This window comes from Streptomyces sp. NPDC051664 (assembly GCF_044453545.1).
Lineage (GTDB): Bacteria > Actinomycetota > Actinomycetes > Streptomycetales > Streptomycetaceae > Streptomyces.
This window is the reverse complement of sequence record NZ_JBITCU010000008.1, coordinates 99033-113970: the sequence shown is the minus strand read 5'-3', so window position 1 is coordinate 113970 and position 14938 is coordinate 99033. Positions and strand designations below refer to the sequence as shown.

13 protein-coding genes and 2 tRNA genes are annotated in these 14938 nt (G+C 69.1%); 7 read left to right on the top strand and 8 right to left on the bottom strand.

Annotation, left to right across the window (positions count from 1 at the left end):
• Nucleotides 1-41: 41 nt before the first annotated feature.
• The 3 genes from ACIA8E_RS17480 to ACIA8E_RS17470 all read left to right on the top strand — a co-directional run bounded on the left by ACIA8E_RS17480 (nt 42) and on the right by ACIA8E_RS17470 (nt 3377).
• Nucleotides 42-932, top strand: coding sequence for a glycine betaine ABC transporter substrate-binding protein (locus ACIA8E_RS17480; RefSeq protein WP_399299165.1), 891 nt, complete (start codon nt 42-44; stop codon nt 930-932).
• Between the two features lie 246 nt (nt 933-1178).
• Nucleotides 1179-1787 carry a helix-turn-helix domain-containing protein gene (locus ACIA8E_RS17475; RefSeq protein ID WP_399298856.1) on the top strand — a complete coding sequence of 203 codons (609 nt, stop codon included), beginning with the start codon at nt 1179-1181 and terminating at the stop codon, nt 1785-1787.
• 297 nt (nt 1788-2084) lie between these two features.
• Entirely contained in the window at nt 2085-3377 is a 1293-nt protein-coding gene (locus ACIA8E_RS17470) for an MFS transporter (protein ID WP_399298854.1), read from the top strand.
• Between the two features lie 65 nt (nt 3378-3442).
• On the opposite strand, the gene ACIA8E_RS17465 is transcribed toward ACIA8E_RS17470, so the two are convergent.
• From ACIA8E_RS17465 to ACIA8E_RS17450, 4 genes are all read right to left on the bottom strand, one after another.
• Nucleotides 3443-4231, bottom strand: a complete 789-nt coding sequence (locus ACIA8E_RS17465; protein ID WP_399298852.1) for a S16 family serine protease — start codon at nt 4229-4231, stop codon at nt 3443-3445.
• A gap of 135 nt (nt 4232-4366) precedes the next feature.
• On the bottom strand, nt 4367-5008 hold the full coding sequence (locus ACIA8E_RS17460) for an IclR family transcriptional regulator (RefSeq protein WP_030971111.1): 642 nt from the start codon (nt 5006-5008) through the stop codon (nt 4367-4369).
• A gap of 490 nt (nt 5009-5498) precedes the next feature.
• Nucleotides 5499-7280: a DEAD/DEAH box helicase gene (locus ACIA8E_RS17455; RefSeq protein ID WP_399298851.1), complete on the bottom strand. Its 1782-nt coding sequence runs from the start codon at nt 7278-7280 to the stop codon at nt 5499-5501.
• 287 nt (nt 7281-7567) lie between these two features.
• Nucleotides 7568-9031 carry an MFS transporter gene (locus ACIA8E_RS17450; protein WP_399298849.1) on the bottom strand — a complete coding sequence of 488 codons (1464 nt, stop codon included), beginning with the start codon at nt 9029-9031 and terminating at the stop codon, nt 7568-7570.
• 216 nt (nt 9032-9247) lie between these two features.
• Between ACIA8E_RS17450 and ACIA8E_RS17445 the strand changes: the two genes are divergently transcribed.
• Nucleotides 9248-9319 (top strand) — tRNA-Cys (locus ACIA8E_RS17445).
• Between the two features lie 126 nt (nt 9320-9445).
• On the opposite strand, the gene ACIA8E_RS17440 is transcribed toward ACIA8E_RS17445, so the two are convergent.
• The gene (locus tag ACIA8E_RS17440; RefSeq protein ID WP_326629937.1) at nt 9446-9685 is read right to left on the bottom strand and encodes a winged helix-turn-helix domain-containing protein; all 240 of its coding nucleotides are present in this window, start codon (nt 9683-9685) and stop codon (nt 9446-9448) included.
• A 409-nt stretch (nt 9686-10094) separates the two neighbouring features.
• On the opposite strand from ACIA8E_RS17440, the gene ACIA8E_RS17435 reads away from it, so the two are divergent.
• The 3 genes from ACIA8E_RS17435 to ACIA8E_RS17425 all read left to right on the top strand — a co-directional run bounded on the left by ACIA8E_RS17435 (nt 10095) and on the right by ACIA8E_RS17425 (nt 12177).
• A complete protein-coding gene (locus ACIA8E_RS17435) occupies nt 10095-11267 on the top strand; it encodes an acyltransferase family protein (RefSeq protein WP_399298847.1) in 1173 nt (390 codons plus the stop codon).
• A gap of 19 nt (nt 11268-11286) precedes the next feature.
• Nucleotides 11287-11358, top strand: a tRNA-Cys gene (locus ACIA8E_RS17430).
• A gap of 351 nt (nt 11359-11709) precedes the next feature.
• Nucleotides 11710-12177, top strand: a complete 468-nt coding sequence (locus tag ACIA8E_RS17425; RefSeq protein WP_399298845.1) for a hypothetical protein — start codon at nt 11710-11712, stop codon at nt 12175-12177.
• A gap of 133 nt (nt 12178-12310) precedes the next feature.
• Here ACIA8E_RS17425 and ACIA8E_RS17420 read toward each other — a convergent pair whose 3' ends face one another.
• From ACIA8E_RS17420 to ACIA8E_RS17410, 3 genes are all read right to left on the bottom strand, one after another.
• A complete protein-coding gene (locus tag ACIA8E_RS17420) occupies nt 12311-13426 on the bottom strand; it encodes a PP2C family protein-serine/threonine phosphatase (RefSeq protein ID WP_399298843.1) in 1116 nt (371 codons plus the stop codon).
• Nucleotides 13427-13906: 480 nt separating this feature from the next.
• A complete protein-coding gene (locus ACIA8E_RS17415; protein WP_399298841.1) occupies nt 13907-14476 on the bottom strand; it encodes a hypothetical protein in 570 nt (189 codons plus the stop codon).
• A 17-nt stretch (nt 14477-14493) separates the two neighbouring features.
• Complete coding sequence (locus tag ACIA8E_RS17410) at nt 14494-14829, bottom strand: hypothetical protein (RefSeq protein ID WP_399298839.1); 336 nt, start codon at nt 14827-14829, stop codon at nt 14494-14496.
• Nucleotides 14830-14938: the final 109 nt, after the last annotated feature.

Here is a 14938-nt window from a genome sequence, read left to right as displayed (position 1 = left end):
TCCCGTTGCTCGCCGGCTGCGGGCTCAAGAGCGGTTCGCCGATGGCCGACGACGTCGTGCCGGGCTCCGTCGGCCAGGGCCAACCGCTGGACGGCGCCTCACTGACCGTCACCTCGAAGAACTTCAGCGAGAACATCATCCTCGGCCAGATGATCGGCCTGGTCTTCAAGGCAGCCGGTGCCGAGGTACTGGACCGGACGAACCTGCCCGGGTCGATCAGCGCGCGCGAGGCCATCATCAAGGGCGACGCCGATGCGATGTACGAATACACGGGCACCGCCTGGATCACCTACCTCGGCCATGCGAAGCCGATCACCGACCCGCTGAAGCAGTGGGAGGCGGTCCGGGACGAGGACCGGAAGAACGGGGTGACCTGGCTGCCGCAGTCCACCCTCAACAACACCTACGCCCTGGCCATCAGCAAGAAGAACAACGCGAAGTACCACCTGAGGACGCTCTCCGACGTCGCCGCGCTGGCGAAGAGGAACCCGTCGGCGGTGACGATCTGCGTGGAGAACGAGTTCGCCTCGCGCGACGACGGGCTGCCGGGCATGGAGAAGGCGTACGGGATGTCGATCCCGCCCGGCAACATCAAGAAGATGGACGCCGGGATCATCTACACACAGGTGTCGAAGTCCAACTCCTGCCTGCTGGGCGAGGTGTACACCACGGACGGCCGGATCAAGGCGATGGACCTCGACGTCCTCGCGGACAACAAGCACTTCTTCCCCAACTACAACGCGGCGCCTGTCATCCACACCGCGACGTTCGACAAGTACCCGGAGATCGCGGGGCTGCTGGATCCGGTCAGCAGACGGCTGACCACGGAGGTCGCGCAGGAGCTGAACGCGAAGGTGGACGTGGACGGGCAGGACCCGCACATCGTGGCGAAGGACTGGCTGATCCAGGAAGGCTTCATCAAGAACGGCTAAGGGCTGTCCCGTAATCCCTGGTGGATCAGCGCGCGGCGTCGGATGCGGTGCATCGCAAGGCGGAGGAGCGTCCTCATACCGGGCGCATTCGGGCGTTCCGACAACGCAGCAGGAAGTCCCGCAGCTGTCGTCGTGCGCCCGCCAGGGATTACGGGACAGCCCTTAGGGGCGCCCGGCCGAGAAGTTACAAAGAATTCGTTGCAAAGAAGCGTTGCAAAGAGACCTTTGCAAGTCTACGGTCGAAGCATGGCAGCGAACGAAGCCGACGGCGAGAAGCCGCTCGACCCGAACATCCACCGCGTCGACGCCCGCACCCTGCGCGGGATCGCCCACCCCCTGCGACTCCGCCTGCTCAACACCCTCCGGGAGTTCGGCCCCGCCACCGCATCGGGGCTCGCGGACCGGCTCGGCGAGTCCAGCGGCGCCACCAGCTACCACCTGCGCCAACTGGCCACGTACGGCTTCGTCGAGGACGACCCGACGCTCGGCAAGGGACGCGAGCGGTGGTGGCGGGCCGTGTACATGGGCATCGCGTTCGACCGGACAGCTGAGTTCCTGCGTGACCCCAACCCCGAGGTGCGCGGCGCCACCAGGCTCGTGCTGCACGAGATCGCCGGCTCGCATACACAGGAGCTGAACACCTGGCTCGGCACCATGCACGAGTGGCCCGAGGAGTGGCAGCACTCGTGGGACGTGAGCGACTTCAAGGTGCGGCTCACCCCGGAGCTCTCGCTGGAGCTCGCCGAGAAGATCCACGATCTGGTCGACAGCTACCGGGGCCGGGTCCCCGAGGACACCGAGGGCTCGGCCCTCGTCCGCACCCATCTGCACGTCTTCCCGCGCCCCACCGACTGACCCCAGGGCCCAGCCGCCGCGCCGCCCGAACCCACCGCACCGCCTGTCCGCACCGCCTGACCTCACCGCCCGAGAGGACTTCGCCATGCACTCCGACATGCACCTGCCCTTGCACCACCTCCGCTCCGCCGAACTGCAGCAGCGCGCCTCCGAGTTCCGCCTGTCCCGTCGGCCCCGCCAGTCACCGCGGCAGAGTCTCCGCATGCACCTGGGATGGACCCTGGTCGAGTTGGGCCTGTATGTCCTACCGAACCGCCACGGTCTGCCCGCCCCCAGCACCCCTCGCACGGCTTAACCATGGACGGGGGGAACCGCAAACCGCTCGCTGCCCTTCTTGCAGCCAACTCCATATCGACTGCGGGCACTTCGCTCACCCTGATCGGGGTCCCGTGGTTCGTCCTGCAGACCACCGGCAGCGCCGGCCGGGCCGGCGTCGTCGCCTTCTGCGCCACGCTGCCGATCGTCGTCTCCGCGGTGATCGGCGGGCCCGTCATCGACCGAGCAGGACGGCGGCGGGTCTCCGTCGCCTCCGACACGGTGTGCGGTCTTGCCATCGCCGCCGTCCCGCTGCTGCACTACGCGGGGGCACTCGAGTTCTGGATGCTCTGCGCGCTGATGGCGCTGAACGGGCTCGTCCACACGCCCGGCAACACCGCGCGCTACGTCCTCCTGCCGGATCTCGCCGAACATGCCGGAACCACGATCACCCGCGCCGCCAGCCTCTTCGACGCCACCTCGCGCGGCGCCAGGATGACCGGGGCGGCGCTGGCCGGGGTGCTGATCGCGCTCGTGGGTGCGGAGACCGTACTGCTGCTGGACGCCGCGACGTTCGGCGCGTCCGCACTGCTGATCGCGGCAGGCGTACGAGGGGTACGGTCGGCCGAGCCGCGCAAGTCGGCCACACCGGTCTCGTTGCGTACGTACCGCGCCGAACTACGCGAGGGCTATACCTACTTGTTCGGCAACCGGCTGCTGCTGGCCGTCGTGGTGATGGTGCTCTTCATGAACGGCACCGACCAGGGCTGGAGCGCCGTGCTGCTGCCGGTGCACGCCGAGCGCGAACTGGGCGGTGCGACCCAACTGGGACTGCTGACCGCACTGTTCGGGGCCGGCGGCCTGACGGGCGCGCTGGTGTACGGGGCGGTAGGGCACCGGTTCTCACGGCGAGCCGTGTTCACGGTGTGCGTGGTGCTCTGCGGCGGCCCGAGGTTCGTGGTGGCCGCGCTGACGGACACGACGCTGCCGCTCGCCGTGACGATGCTGCTCGGCGGTCTCGCGGGCGGGGTGCTGAACCCGATCCTGACCACGGTGACGTACGAACGCGTACCGCAACGGCTCCGCAGCCGGGTCTCCGGGGCGATCACCGCGGGCTGCGAGCTGGCACTTCCGGTGGGCGGGCTGGTGGCGGGGCTGCTGGTCGAGAGCGTGGGTGTGGACGGGGCGCTGCTGGCGCTGGGTGGGGTGTACCTGCTGGCGACGGTGAGCCCGATGGTCTTCCCCGTGTGGCGCACGATGGACAGCAGGCCGTCCGAGGGGGCGCGGGTCGGTGCCCCGGCCGCCGAGGTGACGGCGGACGTCTCACGCGAGTAGGCGGGCAGCCCGCATACCCACCGGATCGGGCCGGGTCGGCACGACCGGATCGGGCCGGCCCGGGGTCAGCAGCTCGGGACCTTGTGGCCCTGCTCCAGCGCCTGCAGCGACGACACCGCGCTCTTCAGCGTCGTGACGGGGATCAGCTTGAGCCCCTTCGGGAGCTCGGCACCCGCCTCCTTGCACTCGGCCTTCGGAACGAGGAAGACGGTCGCCCCGTCGCGCTTGGCGGCCTGGGTCTTCAGCGAGACCCCACCGACCGCGCCGACATCGCCGTTCGCCTCGATCGTGCCCGTGCCGGCGATGGTGCGGCCACCGGTGAGATCCCCACCGGAGCCGTTGCCGTCGAGCTTGTCGACAATGCCGAGCGCGAAGAACAGGCCGGCGCTGGGCCCGCCCACATTCGCGAGATGCAGGGTGACGTCCACCGAACCGGGGGGCTTTCCGAGGTAGGTCAGGGCAGCGTCGACGGCGGAGTTCTGCGACTTCGTCATGTCCTCGAGGTTGTGCTTCTCGATCTCCTTCTCGGAGCCGCCGGTCGGGTAGACCGAGTCGCGGGGCAGGACCGCACGATCCGTCCGGAACCAGCTGTCGATCACATCTCCCACGCCGACGTCCGCGGCCGGTCCGCTCGCAATGATCGTCGTCATCCGCAGCTGACCGCTGGTGGACCGGGTCGGCGTGCCCTCGATGCTGATCACGGGCGTGCCGCGCACGTCCCCGAGCACGTTCGCGGTCGTACCGGGCTGCGCCAGCGTGAACGGCAGTGGCGCGAAGGCGGCCACGCCGAACAGCGCGAGGACGGGCAGGGCGCAGAGAGCGAGGGTGCGGGGGCGCGAGAGACGAGTGACCACCCGCACAATCTAACCGCCGGGGGCGGAGGGCGGGTGCGGCCACCCCCGGCCCGTCCGGCGCCCGAGGACGCCCGACCTGCCGGGCCGGCCCGTCCGGCGCTCGATGACAGCACAGCCACCGGACGGCGCCGGTCACTACCGCAGCGCGTCCGCCACCTCACGGGCCGCGTCGACGACCCGTGGGCCGACCCGCTCCGGTACCGCGTCCGCGAGCATCACGACGCCCACGCTGCCCTCGACCCCCGTCACACCCATCAGCGCCGCCGCAGCGCCACTCGCACCCGCTTCGAGTTCCCCGTGGGTGAGGGTGAAGGCGGGTTCGGCCACCGGCTTCGCCCGGGCGGCAAGGATCGCCCGGCCCGCTGCCCCGCGGTCGAGGGGATGGCGGAAGCCGGCCCGGTACGCCACGTGGTAGTCCGTCCAGGTCGGTTCGACGACCGCGACCGCCAGCGCATCGCTGCCGTCGACCAGGGTCAGGTGGGCGGTGGCTCCGATGTCCTCGGCGAGGGACCGCAGCGCGGGCAGCGCTGCCTCCCGCACGAGCGGATGCACCTGACGGCCCAGGCGCAGCACGCCCAGGCCGACTCTTGCCCGGCCGCCCAAGTCGCGGCGCACCAGGGCATGTTGCTCCAGAGTGGCGAGCAGACGGTAGACCACGGTGCGGTTCACACCGAGTTTGTTGGACAACTCGGTGACAGTCAGCCCATGGTCGGTGTCGGCAAGCAGCTTGAGGACGCGTAGTCCCCGGTCGAGCGTCTGGGAGGTCTCCGCGGTCACGACGCCCTCTCCTCTTTGGTGAGTGGCGGCACTCTCACGGAGGTTGCGTCGCCGGTCCCAGCGGCGACGCACGGAGAGGCCGCCGGCGGCCAAGGCACCGGCTGCGCTCCGCGGCGGCGTTGCCACGGGGCGTTCACTTTTTGGGGACAGTAGCGAGCCAGTCCGCTCAGCGGAAGACCTCGTCCAGAATCCGGGCGTCCGCGGGCATGCGGTTGTGCTTCGGAAGCATAAGTGCCGGTCAGCGCGGCGCCGACCGGATTCTGCCCATCTACGCGCGTCCAGGTCGGCCGACGCCTTCGCGACGCTCCGTGTGCGGAAGTGAACCGCCGTTAACTCACCGTGAACGAATGTGGCGCAATTTTTCTGTCCGTCAGGACCTCGCCAGGTCCGGATCACCGCCGTCCCCGGGCCCCGGACAGTGAAGCCGGGGTCGGTCCGGGGCCCGCTGCCCCGCCCCGACCGACACCCGTCACCGTGCGGCCTCACGGCCTCACGTCATGCGCGTGGCCCACTCCTGCACCTTCTGGATCCGCTGCTGGATCTGCCCGGCCGTCGCCTCCGCGCTCGGCGGCCCGCCGCAGACCCGCCGCAGCTCGGTGTGGATCACACCGTGCGGCTTGCCGCTCTGGTGCGTGTACGCCGACACCATCGTGTTGAGCTGCTTGCGCAGCCCCAGCAACTGCTTGTGGGTGACCACCGGCCGGGCCTCGGCCGGCTTCTCCAACAGGTCGGCCTCCCCGGCGGGCTTCTGCCTGCTGTGCGCGATCTGCCGGGTCTGCCGCTTCTGGAGCAGCAGCTGCACCTGGTCGGGTTCGAGCAGCCCGGGGATGCCCAGGTAGTCCTGCTCCTCCTCGCTGCCCGGGTGCGCCTGCATGCCGAACTCGGCGCCGTCGTACAGCACCCGGTCGAAGACCGCGTCGGACTCCAGCGCCTCGAACGGCAGCTGCTCCTCGGTCTCCTCGTCCTCCAGCCGCTCCGCGTCGGCGAGGAGCTTGTCCTCCTCCGAGAACGGGTTCTCCTCGTCGCTGCCCTTCTTGGGCTTGTCGAGGACGTGGTCCCGCTCGACCTCCATCTCGTTGGCGAAGTCGAGGAGCATCGGGATGGTCGGCACGAAGACGGAGGCGGTCTCGCCGCGCCGGCGTGACCGTACGAAACGCCCGACGGCCTGGGCGAAGAAGAGCGGGGTCGAGATGGTGGTGGCGTACACACCGACCGCGAGGCGCGGCACGTCGACGCCCTCCGACACCATCCGGACCGCGACCATCCAGCGCGATTCGTCCTCGCTGAACTTGTCGATCTTCTTCGACGCGGCCTTCTCGTCGGAGAGGACCACGGTCGCCTTCTCTCCGGTGACCTTCTTGAGGATCTTGGCGTATTCGCGCGCCGATTCCTGGTCGGTCGCGATGACGAGACCGCCCGCGTCCGGAATGCCCTTGCGTACTTCGGTCAGCCGCTTGTCGGCGGCCGAGAGGACGTTCGGGATCCAGTCACCGGTGGGCGACAGCGCGGTCCGCCAGGCCTGCCCGATCGCGTCCTTGGTCATGGGCTCGCCGAGGCGGGCGGCGATCTCGTCACCGGCCTTGGTGCGCCAGCGCATGTTTCCGCTGTAGCTGAGGAAGATCACGGGGCGGACGACGCCGTCGGCGAGGGCGTTCCCGTACCCGTACGTGTAGTCGGCCGATGAACGCCGGATCCCGTCGTTCCCCTCCTCGTACGCGACGAACGGGATCGGGTTCGTGTCGGACCGGAACGGCGTACCGGTGAGCGCGAGCCGCCGGGTCGCCGGGTCGAACGCCTCCTGGCAGGCCTCACCCCACGACTTCGAGTCACCGGCGTGATGGATCTCGTCGAGGATCACGAGGGTCTTGCGCTGCTCGCACCGGTTGCGGTGCAGCATCGGACGGACGCCGACACCCGCGTACGTGACCGCGACCCCGTGGTACTCCTTGCTCACGGGTCCCGCGCTGTACTCGGGGTCGAGCTTGATCCCTATCCGGGCGGCCGCCTCCGCCCACTGCTTCTTCAGATGCTCGGTCGGCGCGACGACGGTGATCTGCTGCACGACATGGTGGTGCAGCAGCCATGACGCGAGGGTCAGCGCGAAGGTGGTCTTCCCCGCGCCGGGCGTGGCGACCGCGAGGAAGTCACGCGGCTGCTCCTGGACGTACCTCTCCATGGCGCCCTGCTGCCAGGCTCGCAGCTTCCCGGCCGTGCCCCAGGGGGCGCGGCCGGGATAGGCGGGTGAGAGGTGGTGGGAGGCGGTAGTAGTCACGGTCTCCGGTTCGGGGCTCTCGGGTACGTGGGGCGCTGTCCGCACGGGCCGGGACGGGCCGGCACGCGATACGACAACCGGGCCACCCTACCGGGGCCCCGGCCGGAACCCCGTATGGACGAACCATGGTTCGGCTCCGTTGAGACCCTCTTCACAGGGAGTTCCACGCAGCGGACACGGGCAGTTCCGCAGCGATCCCGGGCATGGCGAGACGGCCCGGCTCTTCGTCGGTGGACCGCAGATTCGGACCGGCATCGCTGAACGGTATGCCGTGGGACAACGCGGTACTACGCCTTTTCCCGCACCCGCCCCGCCACCCACGCCCCCACCAGCGCCACCCCCGCCATCGGCAGGAACACCACCGCGAACGCCCCCGGATGCGCCCCGGACGCCCCCGCCTCCACGGCCTCGTGTGCCGCCCCCACCGCACCGCCGCCGAGCGCGGCGAACGCCGCGCCCCCCGCGGCCAGCAACAGCACGTTCGAGAGCCCGTCGGAGATCTGCAGCGCGGCGGAGTTGGCGCCCGCCTCCTCCGGTGCCGACAGCTTCAGCAGCAGCACGCTCGTCGAAGCGATCACCATGCCCATGCCGAAGCACCCGACGGCCCAGGCGACGGCCACCATCCACACCGGCACCGACGCGATCAGCACCGACGGTGCGCCCGCGATCGCCGCCACGACCAGCACCATGCCGCCCACCATCAGCCGCTCCCGGTACGGCTCCAGGCGCGGCCGGGCCTGTACGTACGAGCCGAGCGCCCAGGTCCCGCCCCCGGCGGCGAGCGACAGCCCGGCCATCGTCGGGGACAGCCCGCGCTGCGTCACCAGCATCAGCGGCACGAAGGACTCGGCGGCGATGAACGACCCTGCGGCGATCCCCCGCAGCAGCACCACCGACGGCAGCCCGCGCGCTGCCCGCCCGGTGCCCGCGGGCAGCAGCCCCCGTACGGCGGGAACGAGCAGAGCGACACCCGCGGCGGCCGGAACCAGCGCAAACCAGTTCCGCTCCTGCCCCGCGTACTGCAGCAGACCGGCCCCTACCGAAATGCCGAGCGCCAGACCGATGCGCCGTCGGTCGTACGGTTCGACGGGCGCCGACGGATCGGCAGGCCCGGACGCCATGCGCCGGATCGCGGGCAGCGCGAGGGCCAGCGGGAAGACCACCAGCACCGGAATCCCGACGAAGACCCAGCGCCAGCCCAGATGCTCGGTAACGCTGCCGGAGGCGAGCGGCCCGACGACGGACGGGACGACCCAGCTCGCCGCGAAAGCGGCCATGATCGCCGGCCGGGTCCGCTCCGGATAGGCCCGGCTGACCACCACGTACAACGCCACGATCACCAGCCCGCCACCGAGCCCCTGCACGGCCCGCCCGGCGATGAACATCCACATGCTGCCCGCCGTCCCCGACAGCAGCAGCCCGGCCCCGAAAGCACTGATCCCGGTGGCCAGCGGCGCCAGCGGACCGCGCCGGTCCGCCCACTGCCCGGACAGCACCATGGCGAAGAGACTGGTCGTGAAGTACGCGGAGAACGCGAACGCGTACAACGGAATGCCGTGCAGCTCACGGGCGGCGACCGGCATCGCGGTCCCGACTGCGGTCGCCTCGAAGGCGATCAGGAACACGACGGAGACGATGCCGATGCTCAGCGCCCGATAGGTCCGGCCCAGCAGCCCTTCGGATTCGGCGACGACGGGAGCGTCCACAGCATGGGGCGAGACATCGGCGTCACGCGGTTCGAGGGCGGTCATGCGCCCAAGAGTAAGGGGCAAGATCCGCTTTGAGGCCTGTCCCGAGTCGGTCGCGCACTGGTCCCTTGGTCGTAGGACCGGGGCGTGGAAAGGGGCGCCGACCATGAACGGCGTATGGCAGTCGCATTGCACCCCGCCCCGCACTCTTGAGCACCCGCCCCCACCGCGCCTACGGTCGACGCATCAGCAGGACACGCAAAAACGCACGAAGCGCACGACCGTGTGCCCGAGTGGTTCAGGGGCTCGACTGCAACTCGAGTTACACCGGTTCGAATCCGGTCACGGTCTCCGGTCCGGGAGTCACGCGGATCTGCTGAAGGTGGGGAAGCGGCCCCGAACGGGCCGCTTCCCCACCTTCATTTCCCGCCCACGGTTCGCCCCTCGGCCAGGTCGGCCTCGAAGCCGGAACCGGAGCTACGAAGGCCCATCGGCAACGAACGAGCCGAGCCCGACCTCGGTACGGATGAGCCCTTCAGCCTTCAGGTGGGTCAACGCCTTCTGAGCCGTCGAGGCCGCAATCCCGAACTCCGTCGACAGCTCCACCACGCTGGGGACCTTTCCACCCACCGGGTAAGCGCCCTCCGCGATACGAGCAGTGATCACTGCCGCCACCTGGCGCCACACAGGGCGCGTTCGGTCAAGATCCTCACTCATGCAGTTGACGCTAGATATCCGCGGTACACCGCGCGACCGCAGTCTACCGCGGTAGACTGCGGTGATCTGAAGCAAGCACTCACCCTCGCGACCGTGCGACCGGCCCGGGGGGCGTGACCAGCAACTACTGAGGAGCTGATGACGTGAGCCCCACGGCGGGCGAGCTCTTCCACGTGACGCAACGGCTCCGATCAGTCAGGGCCGACACGACCTCCTGATACTCCGGCGCAAGCATCATCACGCTCTCGGCACCCTTTGCCCCTGATGTACATGCGGGGTTCACCGTATGAACCTGAAGCGGCAACCGGGTCCTTCGCGACGGTCGGGCACAGTGTGCCCACCGACCCGATTCGATCACCAGTGCGGCAGGCCATGTCACGGCCGGCCCGCTGTCAGGAGCATTGCCGCGATGGACAAGCCACTCCCGAGATCCGCCACCGCCGCCGGCCATTCCCAAGGGACTGCGCGGGCCGAACGGGCCAGGGATCCATGGTGGGACAACGCTCGGTTCGTCTCCGCCACGCTGATCGTGGTTCTGCACACCGTGGGCAGCATCATGGAACGGGAGGACGTGCTGCACTCCTTCCACATCGCCAGCTGGGCCTTCCGAGTGCCGGCGTTCGTCATGCTGGCCGGTGTGTTCAGCAGCGCGGGTCCGCTCGGCCACCGCCCCCTGCGCTCCCTGCTGCAGAGCATCGTGCTGCCCGCCCTGGTGTTCAGCCTGTTCTTCTCCCTGGAGAGCCACTGGCTGGGCGCCGCGTTCACCGTGCATGTCGTCCAACTGCCGTGGACTCTGTGGTTCCTGATGTCCCTCTTCTTCTGGCGGCTGCTGCTGCCGCTGGTGGTGCAGCTGCGTCACCCGCTGATCGTCACCACGGGCGTCGCCCTCGCGGTGGGGTACATCGACGAGTTCGGGATGGCCTTCTCCGCCAGCCGGACCCTTGTCTATATGCCGTTGTTCTACCTCGGCTGGCGGATCGGCCAGGGCTATCTGCGCACCTGGTTCACCAGCCGCTGGAGCCTGCCCGTGGCGGTCGCCGGCATTCTGGCCTCCTGCGTCGCCGGGTGGCTGTGGCACCGGGACATCAAGGGCAACTGGCTGTCGATGCGCCACCCTTACTCCGTCGCCGATCCGATGAGCCTGGAATGGGCCTGGGTCATCCGGCTGCTGGTGCTGGCCTCGGCGGCGGCCCTGGTGCTCTGCCTGCTGAGGCTGATGCCCCGACGGCGGCTGCCGCTGATCTCCGCGTTGGGTGCGGGCGGCTTCACCATCTACCTGCTGCATCCGCTGGTCATCATGCCGTTCCGGGAGCAGGGCTGGATCTCCCGGGTGAATACCCCCGTCGAGATCGTCGGCCTGGTGCTCTGCGCGGTCCTGCTGACGATGACGCTCGGCTCTCCGCCGGTCCGCCGACTGGTTCGGCCACTGACCCGGCCGTCCATCGGCTGGCTGTTCGCCCCTGCGCCGCCACGTCCGCAGCCGGTGTTCACCGAGACGACCACGGCGCCGGTCCCGTCCACCGCGACGGCGACGATTCCGGCACCCCGCAGTGCCGCCGAGCAGCCCGCCACGGCGACTTGATCGTGCCACGCGCACACACGGCCGTGTGCCCGAGAGGTTGAGGTGCTCGCCTGCAAAGCGAGTTACGCCGCTTCAAATCCGGTCACGGTCTCCGCGCGGAGCGGGAGTCAGAGTTCCCGGCGTGCACTCGACCAGGTCAACCCATCAACCCCGTGGCCGGCAGCAGCTCAGCAGCTCGTAGGCGATGGCGAGTTTGTCGGTTCGCACAGCCAGGCCGACCGGCGCTTCACACGATGCCGCAGCGTTCGACGGTGTTGCACGGAGTGGGCCTCGGCGTAGAAGCCTTTTCCTGTGCGCGGCATCCCGCACGCCCAGTTGACCGGAGCCCCCGGACCCGCTGGCCGGCTCATGCGAGGGGCCAGGCTGCGCTGCCGCCGCGCAGCGTGGCGTTCCAGGACCTTGTGCGCACCGTGCGCCCGGACACCAAGGCGGGGATCTGACGATGGGCCGGCTTTGGGACAAACTGACCGGCACCAAGTACCCCGACAGCGATGTAGCAAAGCTTCCCATCATGGAGGTCCGGGCTGCGCTTCTCGCGCTCAACGGCTCGGACGTGCCGTTCGTCGTGCGCAATGGCACTCCGAAAGAACGTGCCGACCTGGTGGCAGAGTGCCGGATCCGGGAGCTGCGCCTGACCCTCAAGACCCGGATGCGCTTGGTCCCGGCGAATCACGAGGTGCGCACCCTCGACGAACAGTGGGAGGCCTCGTCGCCCGAGCACTCCGGTGGGCGGTACTCCCGTGGGCATGGGACCGCGGTGTACCGGCAGTGGACGTACCAGCGGGGGCCCGACGGCCGCCGGCACAAGGTCGAGACGTTCCGCTTCGACACCAGGGAGATGAAGAATCGCCCCCGGAACGTGGTGCTCGACGCTGGATGGACATGGCGCGGAGTGCTGTTCAAGCTGTGAGGGGCCTGAGGCGACAGGCCCCCAGGCCTTGACTTCTCCATTGGGAAGCCTGTTAGCGCTCCAGTTGGCCCCTCCGTACTCAGGCGCCGATGTGGTCTGAACGGAGCGCACTGCTGCGGAGGTTGTGGCGGGGTCATAGGCGCTCGATGACCAGGGCGGTGTCGTCGGTGACTCCGCCGGGCAGGAGCAGGTCGGCCAGCACGGCGTCGGCGAGGGTTTCGGAGTCGGCTTCCAGGTGGCGAGCCAGGGAATCGGCGAGCCGCGCGAGGCCGGTGTCGATGTCTTCGCAGCGGCGCTCGATCAGTCCGTCGGTGTACAGCGCGAGGACTGCGCCCTCGGTGAAGGGCGCGGTGGCCTGGGGCCGGGGGGCGCTGTCAGGGCGGGCCCCGAGTGGGGGGTCGGTGGCCTGGTCCAGGAACTCCATTGTGCCGTCCCTCTGCAGGAGGGCCGGTGGGGGGTGACCGGCGCTGCTGTAGGTGACGGTGCGGGTGTCCCAGTCGATGAACGTCGTGGCCACTGTGGTGTTCTCGGCGCCGGCGATGGAGCGGGCGTACAGCTCAAGGACTTCCAGGGCCCCGGCGGGGCCGTCGACGGCGCGGGAGGCCGTGCTCAGCGCGCTGCGCAGTTGTCCCATGACTTTGGCCGCAGACAGGCCGTGGCCGACGACGTCGCCGACGGAGACGGTGATGCGGTCGCCGGGCAGGTCGACCAGGTCGTACCAATCGCCGCACACGTGCAGCGTGTCGACGGCGGGCCGGTAGCGTACGGCTGCTGGGTGACGGCCGAGCGGCCGGGAGGCGGGCAGCATCGCCTCTTGCAAGCTCAGCGCGACTTCGCGGGCGCGGATGAGTTCGGTGACCTCCTCCACCCGGTGCAGCAACAGGGCCACCCGCCCGTCCGGACCGAAGACGGGAGTGTTGATCCAGCTCCAGTACCGCTCGTCCCGTACCCCGGGCCGGTCAGGGCTCTCCAGGTCGGCGCGCCGCACCTCCATGATGTCGAGCTCACCGGTTTCCGCCACCCGGAGTAGTGACGCCTGAATGTTGAGCACGACGGCCGCGGCAGGGTCGTCCGGGTTGTCACGGAAGTCGTCGGGCAGGTAGCTGCCGATGACCTGCTCGCGGGTGCGGCCCAAGGTGCGCAAGAACTGCTCGTTGGCGTCCGCGTAGATCAGCTGCGGGGTCAGCAGTGCCGCCGCTCCGGGAAGGGCCTGGAACACCGCCGCGTAGTCGATCTCCGGTTCCGCCACGTCTTTCCCGCCTCGACGCCGCCCCTGGTATGTCTTTCCACAATAGGACTCTTGCGGCGGAGCTGCGCAGATCGCATGGGGCGGCTGGCAAGGAGGGCTGAGGTAATCCGTTCATCACCCTCGGCAAGGCATGCCGAGCCGCAGACGTAGACCGGCCCGCCAAGAACGCTCGGACTCCCTAGCTGAAGCGCTCACACCGACCGATCGGACAGCGTGCTCGGCTTTCCGGAGTAGGCCACGCCCCATTTCGGTTTCCGTGTCGTTCATCGCCGCACGCGGCCGTACAGGGCTGTTCAGTCGTCCCTGCCCCTCCCGCCATTCGTACCGGAATGGACGCGGGCGACCCGATCCGGATCACACTCTGACCAGCCCGGACAAACCTGCAAAGCACGTTACCCCGGTTCGATTCCGGTCACGGCCGTCACACGGGAAGCCTGCCAGGCACGTTTCACACGTCGCGCCCGGCAGGCTTCGGCATGTTCAGGAACAGCCCTGCGTCTCCAGCGCGGACGACACGAATCCGTTGATGAATTCCTTCAGCGCTTTGCGGCGGTCGGCGACATCCTCGGGTACCGGCTTGAATTCGCCGAGTTCCACAAGGACGGCGTACTTCCGCGGGGAGCCTTGGTATGCGCACTCCTTCACGGCGAGCGCAAAGCGATCCATGATGCGGGTGCCCCGATACTGCGCACCGTCCTTCGGCCCGGCGTCCTTCCCCAGCCTGAGATACCAGTCGGCGCTGGCGAAGGGATCGGCGTCCGTGTTCAGTACGTCCCCGACGACAGACAACGCGGGCCGCCCGTCGACAGTGAGCGCGCAACGGAGACTGCCGGGGGCTGAGCCGGAATCCCGCTCCGCGAGCTTCTCTCCGTTCGGCAGCAGCGGTGTCAGCGTGTCCCCGCCGACGTCGACACCGCACAGCCGGTCCGGAACCGAGTAGCCGCGCCCCCCGCCGTCGTCACCCCCGCCACAGGCCGACACAGCCAGCAGCGCGGCGCACAAGCCGACCGCTGCCACGGCGAGTGAAGAGCCGCGCACGACGACGGCCACAGGTCCACTCCGCCTCCTCACTTGAGGCGCGGATCCACTTGGACCACGGCATCCACCGCCGGCAAAGTGACCTTGTTCTTGCAGTCCATGAACTCGATTACCTGTGACGCCGCCGCATTGAGCAACCGCACGCGCGACTTCGAACTCAGCTGCAGCCGGTCATCGATCACTACCCTTAGGAGATCCATCTCCTTGCCGGGCTCAGCCAGATCAGGGCGCTGGCAATCGACAAACAGACGCGCAAGACGAGGTTCCCCTGAGGTCAGGTCATATGCCGCCGAAGCGCCTTGAATCTTGCCCTTCGCGTGTTCGAACGTCTCCGGCCACCAATCAAGCCAGATGTTCACAGCCACGTCGTCACTCGCTCTCCTACCGAACCCGCAGGTAGAATTGTATGAAAACCGCCGATTCATGCCTCTGGACAAGACTTCCGCCACCTCGGCGGGCTCGCCTTGGGCAGTT